The 22000-nt window shown below is 57.1% G+C and carries 20 protein-coding genes; 12 read left to right on the top strand and 8 right to left on the bottom strand.

Features of this window, described 5'->3' with window-relative positions; translation table 11 throughout:
* Positions 1 to 82 precede the first annotated feature (82 nt).
* Complete coding sequence (locus tag QR290_RS13625) at positions 83 to 1393, top strand: MFS transporter (protein WP_115077563.1); 1311 nt, start codon at positions 83 to 85, stop codon at positions 1391 to 1393.
* A gap of 60 nt (positions 1394 to 1453) precedes the next feature.
* On the opposite strand, the gene QR290_RS13620 is transcribed toward QR290_RS13625, so the two are convergent.
* Positions 1454 to 3442 carry a peptidase U32 family protein gene (locus tag QR290_RS13620; RefSeq protein WP_085708386.1) on the bottom strand — a complete coding sequence of 663 codons (1989 nt, stop codon included), beginning with the start codon at positions 3440 to 3442 and terminating at the stop codon, positions 1454 to 1456.
* Positions 3443 to 3568: 126 nt separating this feature from the next.
* Positions 3569 to 3949 (bottom strand): RidA family protein, encoded by a 381-nt coding sequence (locus QR290_RS13615; RefSeq protein WP_289205186.1) that lies wholly within the window; start codon positions 3947 to 3949, stop codon positions 3569 to 3571.
* A gap of 508 nt (positions 3950 to 4457) precedes the next feature.
* Between QR290_RS13615 and QR290_RS13610 the strand changes: the two genes are divergently transcribed.
* The gene (locus QR290_RS13610; protein ID WP_289205185.1) at positions 4458 to 4841 is read left to right on the top strand and encodes a DUF6124 family protein; all 384 of its coding nucleotides are present in this window, start codon (positions 4458 to 4460) and stop codon (positions 4839 to 4841) included.
* Between the two features lie 273 nt (positions 4842 to 5114).
* On the opposite strand, the gene QR290_RS13605 is transcribed toward QR290_RS13610, so the two are convergent.
* The gene (locus QR290_RS13605; protein ID WP_289205184.1) at positions 5115 to 6500 is read right to left on the bottom strand and encodes an IS4 family transposase; all 1386 of its coding nucleotides are present in this window, start codon (positions 6498 to 6500) and stop codon (positions 5115 to 5117) included.
* 211 nt (positions 6501 to 6711) lie between these two features.
* Positions 6712 to 6978, bottom strand: coding sequence for a hypothetical protein (locus tag QR290_RS13600; RefSeq protein ID WP_115077561.1), 267 nt, complete (start codon positions 6976 to 6978; stop codon positions 6712 to 6714).
* A 297-nt stretch (positions 6979 to 7275) separates the two neighbouring features.
* Here QR290_RS13600 and QR290_RS13595 point away from each other — a divergent pair, with 297 nt between their 5' ends.
* Positions 7276 to 7971, top strand: coding sequence for a transposase (locus QR290_RS13595; RefSeq protein ID WP_289205183.1), 696 nt, complete (start codon positions 7276 to 7278; stop codon positions 7969 to 7971).
* A gap of 124 nt (positions 7972 to 8095) precedes the next feature.
* On the opposite strand, the gene QR290_RS13590 is transcribed toward QR290_RS13595, so the two are convergent.
* Positions 8096 to 8314, bottom strand: coding sequence for a hypothetical protein (locus QR290_RS13590; RefSeq protein WP_162803814.1), 219 nt, complete (start codon positions 8312 to 8314; stop codon positions 8096 to 8098).
* 368 nt (positions 8315 to 8682) lie between these two features.
* Between QR290_RS13590 and QR290_RS13585 the strand changes: the two genes are divergently transcribed.
* The 3 genes from QR290_RS13585 (at position 8683) to QR290_RS13575 (ending at position 12019) form a co-directional block, all read left to right on the top strand.
* Positions 8683 to 9696, top strand: coding sequence for an IS110 family transposase (locus tag QR290_RS13585; protein ID WP_289203971.1), 1014 nt, complete (start codon positions 8683 to 8685; stop codon positions 9694 to 9696).
* A gap of 501 nt (positions 9697 to 10197) precedes the next feature.
* Positions 10198 to 10893 (top strand): transposase, encoded by a 696-nt coding sequence (locus tag QR290_RS13580; protein WP_115077559.1) that lies wholly within the window; start codon positions 10198 to 10200, stop codon positions 10891 to 10893.
* 112 nt (positions 10894 to 11005) lie between these two features.
* The gene (locus tag QR290_RS13575; protein ID WP_289203971.1) at positions 11006 to 12019 is read left to right on the top strand and encodes an IS110 family transposase; all 1014 of its coding nucleotides are present in this window, start codon (positions 11006 to 11008) and stop codon (positions 12017 to 12019) included.
* A gap of 1078 nt (positions 12020 to 13097) precedes the next feature.
* On the opposite strand, the gene QR290_RS13570 is transcribed toward QR290_RS13575, so the two are convergent.
* On the bottom strand, positions 13098 to 13400 hold the full coding sequence (locus QR290_RS13570) for a hypothetical protein (RefSeq protein ID WP_162803813.1): 303 nt from the start codon (positions 13398 to 13400) through the stop codon (positions 13098 to 13100).
* Between the two features lie 419 nt (positions 13401 to 13819).
* Here QR290_RS13570 and QR290_RS13565 point away from each other — a divergent pair, with 419 nt between their 5' ends.
* Together QR290_RS13565 and QR290_RS13560 are read left to right on the top strand one after the other, a co-directional pair.
* Positions 13820 to 15496 carry an MFS transporter gene (locus tag QR290_RS13565; RefSeq protein ID WP_289205182.1) on the top strand — a complete coding sequence of 559 codons (1677 nt, stop codon included), beginning with the start codon at positions 13820 to 13822 and terminating at the stop codon, positions 15494 to 15496.
* A gap of 166 nt (positions 15497 to 15662) precedes the next feature.
* Complete coding sequence (locus QR290_RS13560) at positions 15663 to 16637, top strand: AraC family transcriptional regulator (protein ID WP_289205181.1); 975 nt, start codon at positions 15663 to 15665, stop codon at positions 16635 to 16637.
* A 29-nt stretch (positions 16638 to 16666) separates the two neighbouring features.
* Here QR290_RS13560 and QR290_RS13555 read toward each other — a convergent pair whose 3' ends face one another.
* A complete protein-coding gene (locus QR290_RS13555; RefSeq protein WP_289205180.1) occupies positions 16667 to 18577 on the bottom strand; it encodes a tyrosine-protein phosphatase in 1911 nt (636 codons plus the stop codon).
* A gap of 215 nt (positions 18578 to 18792) precedes the next feature.
* Here QR290_RS13555 and QR290_RS13550 point away from each other — a divergent pair, with 215 nt between their 5' ends.
* The 4 genes from QR290_RS13550 to QR290_RS13535 all read left to right on the top strand — a co-directional run bounded on the left by QR290_RS13550 (position 18793) and on the right by QR290_RS13535 (position 20846).
* Positions 18793 to 19062 carry a FecR/PupR family sigma factor regulator gene (locus QR290_RS13550; RefSeq protein ID WP_115077554.1) on the top strand — a complete coding sequence of 90 codons (270 nt, stop codon included), beginning with the start codon at positions 18793 to 18795 and terminating at the stop codon, positions 19060 to 19062.
* 165 nt (positions 19063 to 19227) lie between these two features.
* On the top strand, positions 19228 to 19722 hold the full coding sequence (locus QR290_RS13545) for a PaaI family thioesterase (protein WP_115077553.1): 495 nt from the start codon (positions 19228 to 19230) through the stop codon (positions 19720 to 19722).
* A 24-nt stretch (positions 19723 to 19746) separates the two neighbouring features.
* The gene (locus QR290_RS13540; protein WP_115077552.1) at positions 19747 to 20154 is read left to right on the top strand and encodes a RidA family protein; all 408 of its coding nucleotides are present in this window, start codon (positions 19747 to 19749) and stop codon (positions 20152 to 20154) included.
* 29 nt (positions 20155 to 20183) lie between these two features.
* Complete coding sequence (locus QR290_RS13535) at positions 20184 to 20846, top strand: glutathione S-transferase family protein (RefSeq protein ID WP_289205179.1); 663 nt, start codon at positions 20184 to 20186, stop codon at positions 20844 to 20846.
* A gap of 9 nt (positions 20847 to 20855) precedes the next feature.
* Here QR290_RS13535 and QR290_RS13530 read toward each other — a convergent pair whose 3' ends face one another.
* Positions 20856 to 21974: an agmatine deiminase family protein gene (locus QR290_RS13530; protein ID WP_289205178.1), complete on the bottom strand. Its 1119-nt coding sequence runs from the start codon at positions 21972 to 21974 to the stop codon at positions 20856 to 20858.
* Positions 21975 to 22000 lie beyond the last annotated feature (26 nt).

The raw sequence follows: 22000 nt of genomic DNA, 5'->3' as shown, positions 1-22000 counted from the left end.
GTCGTTTGTCTTCAACACACTTCGGCTTGGCACTCGCATGCGCAGAGGCGCACGTTCCGCTGTTCGATCACTTGAGGTTTTTATGACACCGCGTTTGCTGGCCATGGCGCTGGCGCCCCTGCTCGGGCTATTCATTGTTGCCCTGGGCAACGGCTTTCTGTCTTCCTTGACCACCCTGCGCCTGGGCGCTGCCGGCGAATCGGCGACGATGATCGGCATCGTGTCCTCGGCCTATTTCGCCGGCCTGACGCTCGGCGCGATCTTCAACGACCGGCTGATCCTGCGCATCGGCCACATCCGCGCCTACAGCAGCTTCGCCTCGCTGATCGCCGCGACCATCCTGCTGCAAGGCCTGTTTTATGACACCTGGGGCTGGGTCGTGCTGCGCCTGATCAACGGCTGGGCCACGGTCGGCGTGTTTTTGGTGATCGAGAGCTGGCTGCTGCTGGCCGGTGACGCGAAGATTCGCGGCCGTCTGCTGGCGCTGTACATGATCGTTCTCTACGGCGCCGGGGTACTGGGTCAGGCGTTTCTGGGGAAAATCACCGGGCTGGGCGACACGGCGCCGTTCATGGTCGCCGGCATGCTCGCGACATTGTCGGTGCTGCCGATCGTAATCCTGCCGCGCGTTTCGCCGTTGCTGGAACAGGTCGAACCGCTCAAACCACGGGCGCTGCTGGGCGTGTCGCCCACCGGGCTGGTCGGCTGCTTCGGCTCCGGCGTCACCATCGCGGCGATCTACACCCTGCTGCCGCTGTACCTGCAGCGCATCGGCCTGAACGTCGGCGAAGTCGGCAGCATGATGGCCTGGACGATTCTGGGCGCGATGCTGCTGCAATACCCGGTCGGGCGCTGGTCCGATCGCAAGGATCGCCTGCAAGTGCTGACCGTGCTGTGCGCCGCGTGCACCGTGCTGTCGCTGGTGATCGTGCTGGTGCCGCTGTCCTCGGCCATGCTCGCGGCGATGCTGTTCCTGCTGGGCGGCGGGGTGTTCGCGCTGTACCCGGTGGCGGTCAGCCACGCTGCCGACCGTGCGCCGGTCGAAACCCTGGTGCCGATGATTCAGGGCATGTTGCTGATCAACTCGCTGGGCTCGGCGATGAGCCCGCTGCTGATCTCCCCTGCGATGAACGCCCATGGCGAAACCGGCCTGTTCTGGGCCTTCGCGCTGGTCAACCTGGCCATGGTGACGTTCTTCTTCTGGCGTCGCGGCAAGCGTCCGGTGCCGGCCAACCCGGCGCCGTTTGCGGCGGCAGCGACGTTCTCGCCAACTGGCGCAGAGCTGCGGGTGACCGAAGATCTGCGTCAGGCAGCACAGGAGCATCCGCCGATGGTCGATGCGTTGAGTGGCGAAGCAGCGCCGCAAACAGGATCGCGCTTCGAAACCAATTGAGTTTCTGGCAGGCAATAAAAAACCGGTGACTTTCGTCACCGGTTTTTTATTGCCTGCTAATCAATGTGGAGCCCGAGGAATGGTCTTCATCAGGTCTTCAGGGCTGATATGCCCCACCACACTGCCCGGCTGCGGCAGATTCAGGATGTGGCCCTTCATCTTGCCGATCACGTGCATCTCGCACGGCTTGCAGTCGAACTTCAGGGTCAGCACTTCGTCGCCGTGAATCAGTTGCATTGGCGCGACTTTGGTTTTCACGCCGGTCACGCCTTTGGCCTGTTTCGGGCACAGGTTGAAGGAGAACCGCAGGCAATGCTTGGTGATCATCACCGGCACTTCGCCCGCCTCTTCGTGAGCCTCGTACGCGGCGTCGATCAGCTTCACGCCGTGACGGTGGTAGAAGTCGCGGGCCTTCTGGTTGTAGACGTTGGCCAGGAACGACAGATGCGCTTCCGGGTACACCGGCGGTGGCGTGGTCTCGGCCTTGCGCGAACCGCGCGGGTGGGCGGCAACGCGGGCAGCGGTCAGCGCTTCGATCACTTCACGGCGCAACGACTTGAGCTGCGAGTTCGGGATAAAGAACGCTTGCGGCGCATCCAGTTTGATCGAGGTCGCGTGGTACTCGGTGGTGCCGAGTTGGCCGAGCAGATCGTGCAAGGTGTCCAGCGCCTGCTCCGGTTTGTTGGCGACGCCGAACGGGCCGTCCAGCGCGACGCTGGCGCTGATGCCCTCTTCGCTGGTCACGGTCAGTTCCAGACGCTCTTCACGCAGTTTCGCCAGCCAGCTCACGCCGATACGACGCTCGGCAGAGGTCTTGAGCAAGGCCTGCTGCCAGTTGTGGTCGAGGTTGCGGTTCAGCGGGTGATTCGGGCGCAGCTTGTACAGGCCTTCCGGCATTTCGTTCGGCTCGACGCGATAGCGGTAGCGCTTCTCGCCTTCTTCCTCGAACTCGCCCTTGGCTTCGGCGATGTTGGCGCGGAAACCCACCACTTCGCGCTTGACCAGCACGTTGAGGCCGTCGCCGTTGGACAGCGGCTCGTGAGTGATGACCTGCATGTCACGCTTGCCGACTTTCTCGACCGTGCCCACCGCCAGACCGGTGAAGGTCGGCGAATCGAAGGCGCCGATATCGATCTTGCGCTCGCTGACGAAGTAGTCGGTGCTGCCACGGTGGAAGGTCTTTTCCGGGTCCGGCATGAAGAAATGCGCGGTGCGGCCGCTGGAAGCGCGGGCCAGGTCCGGACGGTCGTTGAGCACGTCGTCGAGGCGCTGGCGGTAATAGGCGGTGATGTTCTTCACATAGCCCATGTCCTTGTAGCGACCTTCGATCTTGAACGAACGCACACCGGCCTCGACCAGCGCGCGGATGTTGGCGCTCTGGTTGTTGTCCTTCATCGACAGCAGGTGTTTTTCGTAGGCGATCACGCCACCCTTTTCGTCTTTCAGGGTGTACGGCAGACGGCAGGCCTGGGAGCAGTCGCCACGGTTGGCGCTGCGCCCGGTCTGCGCGTGGGAAATGTTGCACTGACCGGAGAACGCCACGCACAACGCGCCGTGAATGAAGAACTCGATGGCGGCATCGGTTTCATCGGCGATCGCGCGGATCTCCTTGAGGTTCAGTTCACGGGCCAGTACCAGTTGCGAGAAACCGGCCTGATCGAGGAACTTGGCCCGCTCAAGGGTGCGGATATCGGTCTGGGTGCTGGCGTGCAGCTCGATGGGTGGAATGTCCAGCTCCATCACGCCCAGATCCTGGACGATCAGCGCATCGACGCCAGCGTCGTACAACTGATGGATCAGCTTGCGCGCCGGCTCCAGTTCGTTGTCGTGCAGGATGGTGTTGATGGTGGTGAAGATGCGCGCGTGATAGCGACGGGCAAATTCCACCAGTTCGGCGATTTCGCTCACCTCGTTGCACGCGTTGTGGCGCGCACCGAAGCTCGGGCCGCCGATGTACACCGCGTCGGCGCCATGCAGGATGGCCTCGCGGGCGATGGCCACGTCACGGGCGGGGCTGAGCAGTTCCAGGTGATGTTTGGGCAAGGACATATATAGTTTTTAGTCAGGCTGTCACGGTTGAGGCGCGCATTGTAGCCGCGAAACGCGTGGGCGGCACGCCTGTGCTGCCGGGTGGCAGCCCTGCTCAGAGCAGGACTGCCAAACCGAACCGCAAACTCAGGCCTTGGCGGCCATCGCAGTCACTTCCACCTTCATTCCTTCAACCGCCAGCGCCGCCACGCCTACCGCCGCGCGCACCGGCCAAGGCTTGGCGAAGAAGCGCTTGTACACCTCGTTGAACGCGGCGCGATCAGCCATATCGGTCAGGTAAATGGTCAGGTGCAACACGCGGTCCATCGAGCTGCCGGCCTTTTCCAGCGCCAGTTTCAGCGCCTGCAACGTGCATTCGCTTTGCGCGGTGACGTCGCCCAGTTCCAGGCTGCCGTCGGCACGGGTCGGAATCTGGGTCGACATCAGGATGCCGTTGAATTCGGTCACGTCCGAAGAGATCGAGTCTGCATCCGGATCCGGGGTGTAGGTGATGTCTTGGTTGGCCATGGGAAAGTCCTTCGCTGGCAGTGAGGACGGCGCCATCGCGCGCCGTTTCGGGCGGCCAGTTTACAGACACGGCGGCGGGTTTGAAGCCATGGTGGTTTTTCGGGTTGGTTTATGACGGATGTTTCAGAGTGTTTTGTAGGCCGATAAACATGTTTCGATGGTTGTGTTTAGAGACACCTGAAGTTACGCGCAATTGCCCACAAATCCTTGCGCCAGAGCCTACGGCTACGCCAGAATCCGCCGGCTTGTGCGCCTTGGGGTCGGCCGGTAACTTGGATCGGGTCACTGATTCGCAGTGATCGGGTTTAGTAGCCCGGCTTAGAAGACTTACGGTTTGCACAAGCGTATTCAATCAGGCGTCCGCCTGGTCTTGATGGTGGCTGTGCGCATGGCATCTTCGGATGCGCCGGGTTTGAGTCTTCTGCCGGTCTACTAACTTGCGCACAGCTGCCACCCCCTTCGTTTAGTAGCGAGATGGTTGCAGCTCTACTGATAGAAGGAAGACTCAATGTTCAAAGTTACGCCAAATCCTCCGGTCACCGAACCGGCCAGCATCACCGGCCCGACTTCCCCCTACGAATGCCCTGATTCGAAGAAATTCAACGAAGCCGCCAACCGCGCCCTCGACTACCACCTCGGCCCGATCTCAGCCCAAATGATGGCCGCGCCCTACTCCCCCAACCGCCTCTACCAGGCCAACCCGGCCAGCAACAACGAATCCCTGCTCGCCGACGCCGTCGAAACCCTCGGTTCGGCCAACGTCATGCTCAACAACTTCGTAGACCTCCTCGAAGGCCCCCACCGCAAGACAGCGCAAGGCATCGCGCAGATCGTGATGCTGGCGGAACTGGCGGTGAATCAGGTGTTGGATAATGTAGTGCCAACGGAATAACAAAAAAGTGACGCTGCTAATCCCGCGTCACTTTTTCTTCGTATCGAGTCAGGAAGCACGTAGAAATTAAAGGGGACGAAATTAAAGGAAATTAAAGTGAAATTAAAGGGGACAGATTTATTTCTGCGCACCCACAATCAAAGTATCAACGCAAATAGCCGCAATCTCACCTGATATAAATAACAGTTTTTAATACTGATTCAGAACAACCAAAACACTGAATAATTATAAGAGGCAGCAAATACGATTAAATAAATCTGTCCCGAATGGCACTTACTTAACATGTTTAGCATGCCCGTTTTTCCTGACCTCAACCCTTGCTGACCGACGTGACTTGGTCAGCAAGGGGTAGGCCTGAGGTCTTCGTTTTATGGCTCGCGGTTCGATACGACCAGGTCGATTTCCAACACGTCTTTGCGCTATCAGCATCAGTAAGTTCGCCAGACCATCCTCGTCTTCAGGACTCCCATATTGTCGTAGCGCCAGCCATAGCTGAAGGCTGTGTTTGAAGCTCAGTTCGCGAGGTAAGCAGTCCGCTAAGAGAGCCGATTGGGCCATGAGCATTCGGATCAGATTGTGGGCCAACAGATAGACCCATAACTCCTTGACGGCCATGCCCGGGGTTTTGCAGCTCAACCTTCCAAGGCCCAGCGTGGCCTTGAGATTTCGCAAGTCCAACTCGACATGCCATCGCCCCTTGTACAGCGATTTGAGAGCTGTTTTGGGTGTCTGCTTCGGGCAATGCAAGGTGGTCACCAACGTTTTTCCGCCAGTCTTCAACTCTCGCACTATCAGCCTTCCAGGGGCCTGTTCGTAATGTGTTTGACTCATCCAGGGCGGCCTTCTTTCGGGCTTTTTCAATTCGATCAAGTGGTCTTCCGAACCGAGACTTTGGCCCAGACGAAAGTCCGTGCTGCGCCGTCGCGCGCCATATTGTTCGAACACGCCATCGATACCTCGTCGCTGCAACTCGCACAGCAGAAAATAGGTCGCGTAGTAAGCGTCGCTCAACAAGATGTCGCCTGTTTTCAACGTGCCGAGCATTGATCTGAGCAGCGTCTGTTCGTCGCCGCCCTTACCTCGGAAACGTCCAAGTGCGGCATCTAAAACGGCGCCACTGGAGAGGCAAACGAGGCCCACCACTCGACACAACGGAAAACCAAGGCCAACTTTCTGCCCGCGAGATTGCGGATAGGCCCCCTGATTCGCAGCCGTATCGGGCATCGAGACGGTTGTCCCGTCGACAAGGCGTACAGGTCGCCCCATCCATCGCCATGAAGGCGGCGCCTGATCACTGATAGACGAACCGGTCTGTCGAACCAGCATGGAAACCATTTCTACCGGCAAGCGTTGCCTGGCCTTACAGAAAGCGCCCGTGCGAGTGCTATTGGGTTTCATGCCGCTACAGGATCGCTTGATGGAGAAATCGTTGACGGCATTCTGGCAGGAGCGATCGGCGCTCATCGCTTGAGCCAGGAACATCGACAGAGTTTCCGTTGGCGGATACAAGCGCTCCCGATGCTCTGGCAGTGCTGACTCAACGCGCTGCAGCAACTCGGGAGCCGTGAGCAGGTTGAAAAAAGCATAGGCATCACAATTCGAAGCATGGCGGCGAAAACGTTGCTGTTGATGCTGGAGAATTTGGCGTCTACGATCCATGTGGGCTGTGTCCTTGGTTTTCTGGTGTGTGTTCGCAACTATCACCGTAGACCAAGGCCAGCCCTTCTTCCTTTTTGCTTTCAGCTCAATCGGTTAGCTGTTAAGTAAGTGCCATTCGGGACAGACTTATTTAATCGAAACTCATCACAACCCAACAGAGCATTTAAATAAATCGAACCTCTCATAGCTATATAATCTGCAACATTGCCGACTAGAGAAATTCTCCTGAACTCCATATCAGCCCTACTCCGAGCCTGGTTACTGATAAAACCTCATCGGGTTGAAAAGTACGACGCCTCCCCAGCTTCACCGAATAAATACTTGCCTCCCACCTACCCTCATTCACATCTAAAGACAGCTGACCTACAAGAGCCTCTTTATCTTTGAATGTAATTTCATAGTCCACATTAAGCTCCAACCGCTCAAACAAATCCGGCATCTCGGGTATCAGTGTCGACTCGGAAACATACTCATCCATCACAAACACTCCTACAAATGAAAATAGCAAAATAAAACTTAAAAGGGGACAGCTTTATTTTCTGCACTCCCACAAGTAAAGCATCAACACAAACAGCCGCAATCACACCTGATAGAAATGACAGTTTTTAATACCTATTCAGAACAACCAAAATTCTGAATAACCATAAGAGGCAACGGGAACAGACTTAATTAATCCCCCTCAGCCCAAGCGGATACATCCTCTGACACATCCTTCCTGTCTCAGCCTGGCCACCTTCTAAACTTCATTCGTCAAAACAAGGACGTAGGAAGACTCATGCCCAGAACCGGACGCATCGTGCTACCCCACTACCCGCACCACATCGTGCAGCGCGGCCACAACAGGCAGGTTGTTTTCGCCGAACCAGCAGACTTTGAGCGCTACCTCTGCGACCTGCGCGAGCTCAAAGAAGCATTAGGTGTAAAAGTTTATGCATTCTGCTTGATGACCAATCATGTCCACTTGCTTCTCGCCCCAGGAGAAACTACGTCTAACCTCGGCCAGCTCATGAAAGCCCTCGCCGGGCGGATGACGCGGTACCGCAACAAGATTGAGGGGCGGAGTGGCACGCTGTGGGAAAGCCGCTACAAGTCCAGCGTCGTTCAGTCCGACACCTATCTATTGGCTTGCAGTCGTTACATAGAGCTAAACCCCGTGCGAGCCAATATGGTTGCGCGCGCAGAAGACTATCGTTGGTCAAGTTTCGCGCTACGCCTGCGCGACTTCTCAAAAACTACATGGCTGGATAAGGATCCTTGTTTCCTTCAATTAGGACCCACCGACGCCATACGGCATGAACGCTACAAGTCGTTTATCGAGGGGGCCACCCCCTCAAAGGAATTACAACTCATAAGGGGAGCACTTCAGCGGGGGCAACTGACCGGCAATACTAGATTCGTCGACGAAGTTGAAAAAATCACCGGGAGACGTGTTCATTTCAGAGAGCGAGGACGACCAGAGAGAGGTACGTAACATAAAAGGGGACGATTAAATAAATCTGTCCCCATTTGATTCTTTTTCCGTCCCCTTTTCCCTCCATTTGATTAAACGCCCGATGCGATGCACCGGGCGTTTTGAGGTTGAAATAGGTGTAAACCTACCGCTTGAATGTAATATTTCCTGAAATGGTACTATTCCTTCTGAAATATTCCACCCCATTCTCATCTTCAAAATAAACCACATAATCTGAACCTTCACGTACCACTTCCACTGGCACCCGCTGATAGTTCCTCGAAAATTCGTCTCTAACCTCTTGCTCGCTTCCAAAACCCGACAAAGTACTGCTTGAATATCTCTTGCCCTCTTCACGTACCATGATCACTCTCCTCCCAATCAAAGAATCACAATCAAATCACAACCAAAGAATCAAAGGGGACAGATTTATTTCTGCGCACCCACAATCAAAGTATCAACGCAAATAGCCGCAATCTCACCTGATAGAAATAACAGTTTTTAATACTGATTCAGAACAACCAAAACACTGAATAATTATAAGAGGCTGCGAATACGATTAAATAAATCCGCTCACTTTTTCTCCATTGATTCTTAAACGTAACGTGATCCAAAGCGTCCGAAACCAACGAGGATTAAATAAATCTGAGAATCATCTGGCCGGCCTCCCCACCTCACGGAGGTGGCGCAAAATTCAAGGTGCGAACTTAGTCTTTTGCGTAGGAGGCCGTGATGAAATTCTGTGGCATAGACCTGCATTCGAACAACAGTGTTGTGGTGGTTACCGACGAAACGGATCGAGTACTGGTCAGTCGACGCTGCCCCAACGAGCTAACGCCAATCCTTTCGTTGCTCGAGCCTCACCGTGCTGAATTGGTTGGCGTCGTGGTTGAGTCCACCTACAACTGGTATTGGTTGGTCGATGGCCTTAAGGCGGCGGGCTTCGAGGTGAAGCTGGCCCATCCTGTGGCGATGAAACGCTACGAAGGTTTGAAGCATGCCGATGACAAAGATGATGCGGCGTTCCTGGCGCATTTACTGCGACTCGGGATTTTACCGACGGGATATATCCACCCGCCGCAAGAACGTGCGCTGCGAGATTTGGCACGTAAACGTATTCAACTAGTACGCAGTCGGACTCAGCACATTCTGTCCGTCGAGAACATCATGGCGCGCCAGTTTGGCCAGCGGTTGAGCTGCAATGAAGTCAAAGGGCTGTCAGCCACATCTGTCGACAGGCTGGGCCTGCCGGCGGATGTGGCTCTGGCAATGAAAGCGAATGTCGCCATTGTTCAGGCATTGCAGACCCAGATTGATTTTCTTGAAGAGCGATTACTGCACGAAGCCTATCTGCGCCCGGAGTTTTCTTTGTTGAAAACGATGCCCGGAATTGGCGAAGTGCTGGCCACGGTCATCATGCTGGAAACCGGAAATATCGAGCGCTTTGCCGACGTAGGCCACTTTGCCTCTTACGCTCGCTGCGTAAAAAGTGCGCATTACTCCAACGGCAAAAAGAAAGGTGAAGGCAACGCCAAGAACGGCAACGCTTATTTGATCTGGGCTTATATCGAAGCGGCTAATTTCGCCCGGCGCTTCAGCGAGGATGCCAGACGCTTTTTCGAGAAAAAGAAAGCCAAGACCAACGCCGTGGTCGCTACCAAGGCACTCGCACACAAGCTGGCGCGAGCGAGTTATCACATCCTGAAGGAGAAACAGCCTTTTGATGCCAGACGCTGTTTCGCCTGATGGGCGAATGAGGTGATGGTTGGCCAACCAAAAAGGGACTGGGCTCGAACCACTAAATCTGAGTGGCGACCGACCGTCACCGCCTGAGTGTGTTGTAACCGGGTCGTCTGCCAGGTGAGCCAGTTGGGACTGGACGTGTGTTTTGCACGAGCCACAGTTCTGTGACACGTTTTGGACGCATTGGCGGCACCAACGTTTCTCTGGGGCAGTTAGCTGCCAGGGCGGTGCTGGTCGTATCGCTACCGCTTGATCCAAATGGGTGTCTGGCACGACTCGTTCGTAGCCAATGAAGAGGAAACGGGTTCGACGGGTTCAACCGATCAGGTTGAGTTGGAGGGCAAACCCTGCAGTTGAGAACTGCAGGGCGCGGTGGCTTTTAACCTTGACTTGAGACCGGCTAATGGGTGTCCCCTTTTTCCTTCATTCTCTGACACATCCAGCCAGCCTAAGCCTCGCCACCTTCTAAACTTCACGCGTCAAAACAAGGACGCAGGAAGACTCATGCCCAGAACCGGACGCATCGTACTACCCCACTACCCGCACCACATCGTGCAACGGGGCCACAACAGGCAGGTCGTTTTCGCCGAGCCAGCAGACTTTGAGCGCTACCTCTCCGACCTGCGCGAGCTTAAAGAAGCATTAGGTATAAAAGTTTATGCATTCTGCTTGATGACCAATCATGTCCACTTACTTCTCGCCCCAGGAGAAACTACGTCCAACCTTGGACAGCTCATGAAAGCCATCGTCGGGCGGATGACGCGGTACCGCAACAAGGTTGAGGGGCGGAGTGGCACGCTGTGGGAAAGCCGCTACAAGTCCAGCGTCGTTCAGTCCGACACCTATCTATTGGCTTGCAGTCGTTACATAGAGCTAAACCCGGTGCGAGCCAATATGGTTGCGCGCGCTGAAGACTATCGTTGGTCAAGTTTCGCGCTACGCCTGCGCGACTTCTCAAAAACTTCATGGCTGGATAAGGATCCTTGTTTCCTTCAATTAGGACCCACCGACGCCATACGGCATGAACGCTACAAGTCGTTTATCGAGGGGGCTACCCCCTCAAATGAATTACAACTCATAAGGGCAGCTCTTCAGCGGGGGCAACTTACCGGCGATACGAGATTCGTCGACGAAATCGAGAAATTCACCGGGAGACGCGTTCATTTCAGAGTGCGAGGACGACCAGAGAGAGGTACTTAACATAAAAGGGGACGATTAAATAAATCTGAGAATCATCTGGCCGGCCTCCCCACCTCACGGAGGTGGCGCAAAATTCAAGGTGCGAACTTAGTCTTTTGCGTAGGAGGCCGTGATGAAATTCTGTGGCATAGACCTGCATTCGAACAACAGTGTTGTGGTGGTTACCGACGAAACGGATCGAGTACTGGTCAGTCGACGCTGCCCCAACGAGCTAACGCCAATCCTTTCGTTGCTCGAGCCTCACCGTGCTGAATTGGTTGGCGTCGTGGTTGAGTCCACCTACAACTGGTATTGGTTGGTCGATGGCCTTAAGGCGGCGGGCTTCGAGGTGAAGCTGGCCCATCCTGTGGCGATGAAACGCTACGAAGGTTTGAAGCATGCCGATGACAAAGATGATGCGGCGTTCCTGGCGCATTTACTGCGACTCGGGATTTTACCGACGGGATATATCCACCCGCCGCAAGAACGTGCGCTGCGAGATTTGGCACGTAAACGTATTCAACTAGTACGCAGTCGGACTCAGCACATTCTGTCCGTCGAGAACATCATGGCGCGCCAGTTTGGCCAGCGGTTGAGCTGCAATGAAGTCAAAGGGCTGTCAGCCACATCTGTCGACAGGCTGGGCCTGCCGGCGGATGTGGCTCTGGCAATGAAAGCGAATGTCGCCATTGTTCAGGCATTGCAGACCCAGATTGATTTTCTTGAAGAGCGATTACTGCACGAAGCCTATCTGCGCCCGGAGTTTTCTTTGTTGAAAACGATGCCCGGAATTGGCGAAGTGCTGGCCACGGTCATCATGCTGGAAACCGGAAATATCGAGCGCTTTGCCGACGTAGGCCACTTTGCCTCTTACGCTCGCTGCGTAAAAAGTGCGCATTACTCCAACGGCAAAAAGAAAGGTGAAGGCAACGCCAAGAACGGCAACGCTTATTTGATCTGGGCTTATATCGAAGCGGCTAATTTCGCCCGGCGCTTCAGCGAGGATGCCAGACGCTTTTTCGAGAAAAAGAAAGCCAAGACCAACGCCGTGGTCGCTACCAAGGCACTCGCACACAAGCTGGCGCGAGCGAGTTATCACATCCTGAAGGAGAAACAGCCTTTTGATGCCAGACGCTGTTTCGCCTGATGGGCGAATGAGGTGATGGTTGGCCAACCAAAAAGGGACTGGGCTCGAACCACTAAATCTGAGTGGCGACCGACCGTCACCGCCTGAGTGTGTTGTAACCGGGTCGTCTGCCAGGTGAGCCAGTTGGGACTGGACGTGTGTTTTGCACGAGCCACAGTTCTGTGACACGTTTTGGACGCATTGGCGGCACCAACGTTTCTCTGGGGCAGTTAGCTGCCAGGGCGGTGCTGGTCGTATCGCTACCGCTTGATCCAAATGGGTGTCTGGCACGACTCGTTCGTAGCCAATGAAGAGGAAACGGGTTCGACGGGTTCAACCGATCAGGTTGAGTTGGAGGGCAAACCCTGCAGTTGAGAACTGCAGGGCGCGGTGGCTTTTAACCTTGACTTGAGACCGGCTAATGGGTGTCCCCTTTGATTGTTTGATGCGTTAATGTGATGCGGATTTACCTACTGTATGGCGCCAATAGATCAACTACCTTTATACCTGTTTCCAGAATCTCCTGCTCCAAAGACAACTCAACAAAATCTGGCGCTTTATTTTTTGCAGAGAAAGATCTTGTAGCTACGTCCGCGTACTCAACGGTGGCCTTTCTAGCCTCCCTGTCTATCGAAACACCTATCACCATCACTCCAACCCTTCGCAAAGCAGAAGTAAGACTTTCGGAAGTTGCTGTTAATGGGACATCTGGCAACAAAAATTTAGGCATAACCAACCCCTACAATAAAACAAGAAACAAAAGGACCAAACAAATGGGACAGATTTATTTTCCGACCCTCCACCAGAAAAAGTATCGACATAAATGCCTAAAACCACACCTGATAGAAATGACAGTTTTTTAATACTTATTCAGAACAACCAAAATTCTGGAATTAAAATTAAAGGGGACAAAATTAAAGGGGACAGATTTATTTTCAGCTCTTAACATAAAAGGGGGGGGGGGGGCGATTAAATAAATCTGCCCCCTTTTTGCCGTCCCCTTTTTGCCCTTTTTGCCTGTCCCCTTTTCCCTTTTTAGCTCTTAAACAAATCTTTCCCCTTTTGATTTTGAGACCGGCTAATGGGCGCTCCCTTTTGTTTATTCGCCATCAACTAAAAATTGTCCCTTTTCTTCTAATAAACCTGCGTACTTCCTATTATATTTTTGATCAAACAAAGCCGATGTCGGTTCCGAAAAGTCTGAAACGACGACGTCATCCTCGGCAGACCCCAAGATTCCCCGCAGCTTTTCGGGATTATTCACATATACCAATGCCTTTGATTTTGACCTATCGATCTGAATAGCATCAAAAACAACCCCCACCTCCCTTAGCTTTGCTTGAAGTTCTGAATCAGTTAGCAATCCTTCCGAAGGAAGATTCATCAACAGTAATTTTTTCACAACCACACCCTCCAACTGACAATATAAACAACAAAGGGAACAGATCTATTTTCCGCCCCTTCCACCAAGCAAAGAATCAACATAAACACAGAAAACAACACCTGATATAAATGACAGTTTTTTATACTTATTCAGAACAACCAAAATTCTGAATAAGTATAAAAACCACGAACGCAAGCTCATTTAACTCATCCCCTCCCCGAACCAACCGATTCAGCTCCACTTCGACCACACCCAGCGCCCCCCACTGGATATCCCCCCAATCCCAATTATGCTCAAAGAAACCCCGCCCTCCCGCGAGGTCGAGAGTCTGTGCACGCTCCACGAAACACCTGCTCCAGCATCAGCCAAAGGCCACGGGGTACGCGACGTTGATGAAGTGCTCCGGCCTCTAACAACAAGCACGACGGAGAACCCCCATGGCCGTACTCGACAGCATGTCCACCGGCAGTGCCCCGCACCAGAGCGTCAGCCGAGAAGAGCGCAAGGTCATCTTCGCTTCATCCTTAGGCACGGTCTTCGAGTGGTACGACTTTTACCTTTACGGCTCCCTCGCCGCGATCATCGCCAAGCACTTCTTTGCCGGGGTCAACGAGACCACGTCGTTCATCTTCGCCCTGCTCGCCTTTGCCGCCGGTTTTGCGGTGCGGCCGTTCGGTGCGGTGGTGTTCGGGCGGTTGGGCGACATGATCGGGCGCAAGCACACGTTTCTGATCACGATTGTGATCATGGGTGTGTCGACGGCGATTGTGGGTTTCCTGCCGGGTTACGCGACCATCGGGGTCGCGGCGCCGATCATTCTGATTACCCTGCGATTGCTGCAAGGTCTGGCGCTGGGCGGTGAGTACGGCGGCGCGGCGACGTATGTGGCCGAGCATGCGCCGAAGGGCAAACGCGGGTATTTCACCTCGTGGATTCAGACCACCGCGACGCTGGGGCTGTTTCTGTCGTTGCTGGTGATTCTGGCCTGCCGCACCGCGCTGGGCACCGAGGCGTTCGAGGCCTGGGGCTGGCGGATTCCGTTCTTGCTGTCGATCCTGCTGTTGGCCGTGTCGGTGTACATCCGTCTGCAACTGAACGAATCGCCGGTGTTCATGAAAATGAAGGCCGAAGGCAAGGCCTCGAAGGCGCCACTGACCGAATCCTTCGCCCGTTGGGACAACCTGAAAATCGTGATCATGGCCCTGCTCGGCGGCACCGCCGGCCAAGCAGTGGTCTGGTACACCGGGCAGTTCTATGCGCTGTTCTTCCTGCTGCAAACCCTGAAGATCGACCCGCAGACCGCCAACCTGCTGATCGCCGGTTCGCTGTTGATCGGCACGCCGTTCTTCGTGATTTTCGGCAGCCTGTCCGACCGCATCGGGCGCAAGGGCATCATCATGGCCGGGTGCATTCTGGCGGCGGTGACCTACTTCCCGATCTTCCACGCGCTGACCCAGTACGGTAACCCCGACGTCTTCATCGCTCAGGAGAAGAACCCGGTCAAAGTGGTCGCCAGCCCTGACCAGTGCTCGTTCCAGTTCGATCCGGTGGGCAAGGCCAAATTCACCAGTTCTTGCGATCTGGCGAAAACCATCCTGGCCAAACGGGCGATCCCGTACGAAAACGTGGTGGCAGAACCGGGCACCGTGGCCCAGGTGCGCATTGGCGATAAAGTCATCGAAAGTTTCGAAGGCACCGCCATGCCGGCCGCCGACTTCAAGACCCGCAACGACGCCTTCACCGCCAGCCTCGGCACCGCGCTGAAAGAGGCCGGTTATCCGGAAAAGGCTGATCCGGCCAAGACCAATTACCCGATGGTCTTGCTCCTGCTGACCGTACTGGTGATCTACGTGACCATGGTTTACGGCCCGATTGCAGCGTGGCTGGTCGAGCTGTTCCCGGCGCGCATCCGCTACACCTCGATGTCGCTGCCCTACCACATCGGTAACGGCTGGTTCGGCGGCTTCCTGCCGACCGTGGCGTTCGCGATGGTCGCGGCCACAGGGGATATCTACTACGGCTTGTGGTACCCGATTGTCATCGCGGTGATGACGGCGATTCTAGGGATCTTCTTCATGCCAGAGACCAAGGATCGCGACATTCATCACACCTGAGGATTGAGCGCCGCCCGCTTCTGCAAGGAAGCGGGCGGCGCCCGCCTCACCGCGTTTCTGAAGGCACACTGGCAAGACACATAATCCGTTTGTGTCATGTCGCTGTCATTCTGGGTTGCTAACGTCCTCGCGCCTCTTTGCCCCGACTGCCAAGGTGACCTTCCCGGTGTACTCAAGCCCGACGCGCCAGACCATCATCCTCAGATCCGCCGATATGTCCTGCGACGACTTCGGCGCTTTGTTTTCCCGCATGTTCGGCAATCGTTATGGCGACACACCGCCGCCGCCCAAGGACATCATCATCGGCGGCGTCTACGGTCGACACGACGGGGTCAGTTTCCGACGCATGCATTACCGGGGCGATTTCACCGTGGCGTTCCCCGAGCCCTACGATGAAATCACCTTTGTCATTCCCACCGCCGGCAGGATTATCTTCAACGACTCGCCCGAATCCCTGGGCCTGCCGCACATCGGGCTGGCCATCGACAAGGCGGATCTGCGCTCGATGCGTTTCGTCGACAATCATGCGCAGCACGGCATGTCGATCAGCCGCGCGGCGCTCACCGAACGGCTGTCGTCACTGCTGGGACGACCGATCGTGCACAAGCTGCATTTCGAGCCGAGGGTGGATCTGAACAGCCCGGCGTTTCAGGGCATTCGTGCGCTGATCGATCTGGCCACCGGCACCGAGTTCGACCTGTTGTTGAACGCCGGTTCGCTGATGCCGTCGCGCCTGCGGGAGATGCTGGTAGACGCGGTGCTGGAAGCCTGGCCGCACAATTTCAGCGAGGCCTTGCGCCGCCCCGAAGCGCAAATCGCGCCACGGCATGTGAAACAGGCCATCGAATATATTCAGGCACATCCCGAGCAACTGGTCAGCGGCACGGATCTGGCGGGACTGGTGAACGTCAGCCTGCGGGCGTTGCAGGAAGGGTTCCGGCGGTTCGTCGGCACTTCGATTGTCGCGTACCAGCGACAGGTCAGGCTGGAGCGTGCCTGTGATGCATTGAAGCAAGGCCAATCGTCATCGGTAACTGACGTGGCCCTGCAATTCGGATTCAGCAACGTCGGCCGTTTCTGCCAGTATTTCCAGGATGCTTATGGCGTGAGCCCCGCAGAAATGCGAAAAGGACTGCGCTGAAGCAGTCCTTTTTCTTCACCTTCAGTTGATCAGAACTGATAACTGGCCTTGAGCCCGCCGCTGAAACCGTGGCTGTCGCCGCCACCGCTGGCACCTACTTCGGCGCCCAGGCTAAGCGCGCCGAGGTTGGCCATCAGGTTGACGCCGCCGCTGAACTGATCGCGGTTGTCGAACGCCGCACGCTGTTCGATATCCAGCCCCAGCAGGTGGCCTTCGCTGTCGACCTGATGATCGCCCAACACACGCTCATAACCGACCCGCACGCCCGGCACCAGTTGCCAAGCGCCCATCGGCATCGGGGCGAACGAAACGTCGAGATTGGCCACCGCACTGCGCCGGGTTTCCTGAATGTCATCGACATCGAGGGCCAGTTCGCTGCCCTTCTCCTGGAAGCCCGACAGGTCCAGACGGCTGACCCGCACGCCGAGGCTTGGCTCCAGAACCACATCGTTCATCGGCATGCGATAACCCAGCGCCAGCGTGGCGCCGCTGAGATTGCCGTGAGTGTCGCCCTTCGCCGAACCGAGGCCGCCGCCGAGGTCGCGCTTGCTCTCGTAGTCGACGTAACCGGCACTGAGGTTGGCATCGACAAAAAGGCCACGTTCCAGGCTGGTGAAGCCATAACGGGCGCCAAGGTCGAGGAAGGTGAAATCGGTATCGGCCTCGCCACCTGCACCGCCCACCGAGCCTTTGCTGTAACCGATCCCGCCGCGAGCGCTGAGCTGTTCGGAGAAACGCTGGGTGACGCCAAACATCAGGCCCTGGCTGTGTTCGTTGCTGCTTTGCGCATGGGCCGAGCCGTCGGTGCCGAGGTAACCGGCGAGCGCGGTGCTCCACAAGCGGTACTGGCCGACCTTGAGGTCGGTGCCGCCGGCAAACGGCGCGGCAGCTTGCTCGATCATTGCGTTCTGACGCAGCAGATAACTCGCCGCATCGGCGTGCACTTGACCGCCGACCGTGGACTCGACACCGCCCAGAGTGCCGGCGTCGATGGCCGATTGCAGGTAGTAGTTGTAGGCGCTGTAGGTGCCCGACAGTTTACTGTTCTGCAATTCCTGCAACAGTTGCGCGCCAGCGGCGGCGTTGCCGATCAGCCCTGCCTGACCGGGCAGGCTGTTGTACTCGACCATTTTGCCGCGCAGCACATAAATCGTTTCCTGAGACAAACCCAGCCCCTGCTTGAGGTAGTTGTCCATGCTGCCGTATTGCGCGGTCACCTGATCCAGGCCCGCTTGCAGATAACTGGCCTCGACGCCCAGCAGCGGCGCGTAGATCGCGGCCATGCTCGGCGGCATCATCGCCAGAGTCTTGGCCACACGGTCGGCGGTGTAGTCGTTGGTCGCCAGGTAGTTGCTCATGATCGTCGCGTTGTCGACCCCGGCGATGCTTTGCAGCACAGCGGCGGTCCAACCGGTGCGGTCCTTGCCGGCGGTGCAATGGAACAGCGCGGCGCCGTCGACACCGGCCAGTTCGTTGAACAGCACGCCCAGTTGCCCGCGCATGCCGGCGTCGCTGACGAAGGCGCGGTTGGTTTCCTGCATCATCGCAATCGCATCGGCGGCGCTTTTGAACGAGACCGTGGTGATGTTCGCCCCCGAGGTCGTGGCGCCGATGATGTCGATGTTCTGATAGGTCGCCCCGCTGATCATCGTGTCCGGCGTGGCCGCGATTTCACTGGGGGTGCGCAGGTCGTAAACGGCCTTGATCCCCAGACCATTGAGGGTCGCCAGGTCCGATGCCGTCGGCGTCAGCGCGTTGGAGCGGTAGAACACCCCGGCGCGCATGGTGCCGTCGTGGGCTGTGGAATAAGCGGTGGTGATACCGGCGACATCGCGGAAGTTGTCGATGCCCTGCAGGCGCGGGGTATCAAGGTCGGCCGCGTGGGCGGCGGCGATGGACAGACTCAACACGGACAGCGAACACAGAAGACGTGGAAACACGATGCAGCCTCATTGGAAACCGGTTGGGCTGCCCACTATCTACAACCAAATGTGACTGAATATGGCAAAACCTCGAAAAGCGTAAATGGCGGCGCGATCTGTCCGGCGCGCGCGCGTTCTGTCCGTGGCTGCCGACTGAATCCGTTTCGTGCTTTGACGTTTTTTTTGCAAGCACCGACGTAAACTGCAGTCTTCGACCCTTCTGGAACCCGTCAATGAACGACGCAGACGATGAAATCCTCACGCAAGCGGCGCACTGGTGCCTGCGCCTGCAAGACGAAACCTGCACGCCCGACGAACGCCAGGCGTTCCAGCAGTGGATTCAGATCGACCCGCGCCATGCCTTCGAATACGCGAAGATGCTCGAAGTCTGGGAACTGAGCGATCAACTGCCGGACGAGCGCGACAAATCGAAAAAACGCAAGGCCACGACGCTGCCCTGCAGTTTTGAAGAGTTTCAACGCAACCTGGCGCAACGTAGCTGATGCGCCGCGATACGCTGGGGTTGTTGATCTGATGTAAAGCTGCAACATCCCCTGCCTTGCCCAGCCCCTCGCCGCCTGAGCAAACAATCGCATTGCTCAAGCTTCGTCCTTTATTCAGGGTTAGAATCCGCCCGATTCGGCTAACAGTTTAAGGATGACTTCGGCATGTCCACCCACGACACCTCCCTGCAAGACACCGCCGCCCCCGAGGGCGTCTGCTTCGGCTGCGGCAGCCGCAACCCGCACGGTTTACACATCAAGAGTTTCTGGCATGAAGACGGCGTGCACGTCATGGCCGAACATGTGCCCGAGGCCAAGTACAGCGGCTGGCCGGAACTGGTCTACGGCGGCCTGATCGCCATGCTCGTGGACTGCCATTCCAACTGGACGGCGATGGCTTACCACTATCGGGCCGAGCAACGCGAACCCGAAAGCCTGCCACGCATCAACTGTGTCACCGGCAACCTCGGCATCAAGTTCATCAAACCGACGCCGATGGGCGTGCCGCTGACGCTGAAGGCCCGAGTCGACGGTGAAGTCGGGCGCAAGACCCGGGTGATCTGCGAGGTCTACGCCGGGGATGTGCTGACGGCGGTGGGTGATTCAGTGTTTGTTCGGGTAGATACCGAGCAGTTGGCAGCGGCCGCACACGGTCGCTGAGACCTGTCACTGAAGGAAAACAGCATGCCCGATCGCAAAATCATCATCCCCGACTCCATGAAAAACATCGTCGAACGCGCCGGATACGCTCCGGCGGTTCTGGTCGGCGACACGCTTTATTGCGCCGGTCAGGTGGGCCGGACGGCTGACTTGAAGGTCATCGAAAACCCCGAGCAGCAATTCATCCGCGCCTGGGAAAACCTCGATGAAGTGCTGAAGGCCGGTGGTTGCACCTTCAACGATGTGGTGGAGATGACCACCTATCACGTCGACATGAGCCAACACATGCCGGTGTTCCGTGACGTGAAAAACCGCGTATTCCCCAAAGGCTTCTGCGCCTGGACCTGCATCGGCGTCAGCGAACTGGCCCATCCGGGGTTGCTGGTGGAAATCAAATGTGTGGCGGTGCGCAGGCGCGCTATACCTGAGTAACGCCATTCCCCTCATCGAGGTGTTGAACGATGGACTTGACCCTCTATTACCACCCGTTGTCGTCCTACTGCCACAAAGCGCTGATCGCCCTGTACGAGCACGACGTCGCGTTCGAGAAACGCCTGATCGACCTGTCCAGCGAAGCCGAACGGGCCGAGTTGCGGGCGCTGTGGCCATTGGTCAAATTCCCGGTGCTGCAGGACCGTGCCCGCCAGCGCAACGTGCCGGAGTCGAGCGTGATCATTGAATATCTGGACCGTTATCACGCCGGAGCGGGTCGCTTGATCCCCGACGATTGGGACACTGCGCTGCAGGTTCGCCTGTGGGACCGGTTTTTCGACAATTACGTGATGACGCCGATGTCGCAGATCGTCGCCGACCGCATCCACGGTAGAAACGCTGACCTGAGCAGCCAGCGCACGTTGCTGAACACCGCCTACGACATGCTGGAAAACCAGTTGGCGAACCACCCATGGATCGCCAGCCCGGACTACAGCATGGCGGATTGCTCGGCCAGCCCGGCGCTGTTTTACGCCAGTACGCTGGTGCCGTTTGGCGCCGACCGCCCTCGCCTCAGCGCCTATTTCGAGCGGCTGGTGGAGCGCCCGTCTTTCCGCCAGGTGATCGACGAAGCCAAACCGTGGTTCGACTTCTATCCCTTCTCCGAGGCCCTGCCCCAACGTTTCCGCTGAGGCTCGGCCTTACGCCGGCTGGTGACTGGTCACGCAGTGAATCCCGCCACCGCCGGCCGCGATGGCGTCGATGTTGATCTGCACCACGTCGCGGTTCGGATAGAGCTTTTTCAGCAGGTCGAAGGCCTTTTTGTCGGCATCCTTGTCGCCGAATTCCGGGGCGATCACCGCGCCGTTGATCACGAAGTAGTTGATGTAACCGGCCGCGAAATCGTCGTTGTCCCTGTTGAATTTGGTCTTGCGCGGTTTCAGCGGCGGCGACACGGTGTGGATCTGCAACGGGCGACCGTCGGCGTCGGTGGCCTTTTTCAGGATTTCCAGGTGCGCCAGGGTGACCTTGTTGTCGTAGGAGCGCGGGTCGGTGTCGAGGTTGGCGATCACCACGCCGGGCGTGACGAAGCGCGCGTAGAAATCGACGTGGGCATCGGTGATGTCCTTGCCCTTGATGCCCGGCAGCCAGATGATCTTGCGCAGACCGAGGCGCGCTTTCAGTTCTGCCTCGACGTCGGCCTTGCTCCAGCCGGGGTTGCGGTTTTCGTTGACCCAGCAGCTTTCGGTCATGATCGCGGTGCCGTGGCCGTCGACTTCGATGCCGCCGCCCTCGCCCACCAGTTCGCTGCGCTGGTAGGTCGCCTGCGCATCGGCCGCCACGCGTTTGGCGATCTTCGCGTCTTTTGAGTGCTGCTGCTTGTTGCCCCAGCCGCTGAAGTTGAAGTCCACCGCGCCCAGGCCATTCTTGTCGTCGATGACGAAGTTGGCGCTGATGTCACGCATCCAGATGTCGTCGAGGTTGGCGATCTGGTAGGTGATGTTGGAGGTGCCGCAAATCTCTTCGGCCAGGCTGCGTTCGCCGCTGCGGCAGTAGATGGTCAGCGGCTCGTAACGGGAGATGGCGCGGGCGATCCGGCCCAGCGCTTCCTGGACGTCTTCGGTGAAGTCTTCCCAGATCGCGTCCTGCGCGCCGAAGGCCATGTAGGCACGTTCGTGCTTGTCGCCCTCGTCGGGCATGAACCAGCGACCTTCGCTGGCCGCCAGTACGCGCGCCGGTGACAGACCGAGGCCCATGACGGCAGCGCCTACGCCGGCGGCGACTGAAACCTGTTTGATGAACTCGCGACGAGTCGCCATGTGTACGTTCCTGATGGGTAAGGGGC

The organism is Pseudomonas fluorescens (assembly GCF_030344995.1).
Lineage (GTDB): Bacteria > Pseudomonadota > Gammaproteobacteria > Pseudomonadales > Pseudomonadaceae > Aquipseudomonas > Aquipseudomonas fluorescens_BF.
Note: the sequence above shows the minus strand (reverse complement) of the source record. Positions and strands in the feature narration are given on the sequence as shown.

Bases quoted from the DNA above. Each gene is read 5' to 3' on its own strand.
- QR290_RS13610 (WP_289205185.1), top strand. From the start codon at position 4,458: ATGTTCAAAGTTACGCCAAATCCTCCGGTCACCGAACCGGCCAGCATC.
- QR290_RS13575 (WP_289203971.1), top strand. From the start codon at position 11,006: ATGAAATTCTGTGGCATAGACCTGCATTCGAACAACAGTGTTGTGGTG.
- QR290_RS13605 (WP_289205184.1), bottom strand. From the start codon at position 6,500: ATGGATCGTAGACGCCAAATTCTCCAGCATCAACAGCAACGTTTTCGC.
- QR290_RS13580 (WP_115077559.1), top strand. From the start codon at position 10,198: ATGCCCAGAACCGGACGCATCGTACTACCCCACTACCCGCACCACATC.
- QR290_RS13590 (WP_162803814.1), bottom strand. From the start codon at position 8,314: ATGGTACGTGAAGAGGGCAAGAGATATTCAAGCAGTACTTTGTCGGGT.
- QR290_RS13595 (WP_289205183.1), top strand. From the start codon at position 7,276: ATGCCCAGAACCGGACGCATCGTGCTACCCCACTACCCGCACCACATC.
- QR290_RS13620 (WP_085708386.1), bottom strand. From the start codon at position 3,442: ATGTCCTTGCCCAAACATCACCTGGAACTGCTCAGCCCCGCCCGTGAC.
- QR290_RS13600 (WP_115077561.1), bottom strand. From the start codon at position 6,978: ATGGATGAGTATGTTTCCGAGTCGACACTGATACCCGAGATGCCGGAT.
- QR290_RS13530 (WP_289205178.1), bottom strand. From the start codon at position 21,974: ATGGCGACTCGTCGCGAGTTCATCAAACAGGTTTCAGTCGCCGCCGGC.
- QR290_RS13625 (WP_115077563.1), top strand. From the start codon at position 83: ATGACACCGCGTTTGCTGGCCATGGCGCTGGCGCCCCTGCTCGGGCTA.
- QR290_RS13540 (WP_115077552.1), top strand. From the start codon at position 19,747: ATGCCCGATCGCAAAATCATCATCCCCGACTCCATGAAAAACATCGTC.
- QR290_RS13545 (WP_115077553.1), top strand. From the start codon at position 19,228: ATGTCCACCCACGACACCTCCCTGCAAGACACCGCCGCCCCCGAGGGC.
- QR290_RS13535 (WP_289205179.1), top strand. From the start codon at position 20,184: ATGGACTTGACCCTCTATTACCACCCGTTGTCGTCCTACTGCCACAAA.
- QR290_RS13550 (WP_115077554.1), top strand. From the start codon at position 18,793: ATGAACGACGCAGACGATGAAATCCTCACGCAAGCGGCGCACTGGTGC.
- QR290_RS13585 (WP_289203971.1), top strand. From the start codon at position 8,683: ATGAAATTCTGTGGCATAGACCTGCATTCGAACAACAGTGTTGTGGTG.
- QR290_RS13615 (WP_289205186.1), bottom strand. From the start codon at position 3,949: ATGGCCAACCAAGACATCACCTACACCCCGGATCCGGATGCAGACTCG.
- QR290_RS13565 (WP_289205182.1), top strand. From the start codon at position 13,820: ATGGCCGTACTCGACAGCATGTCCACCGGCAGTGCCCCGCACCAGAGC.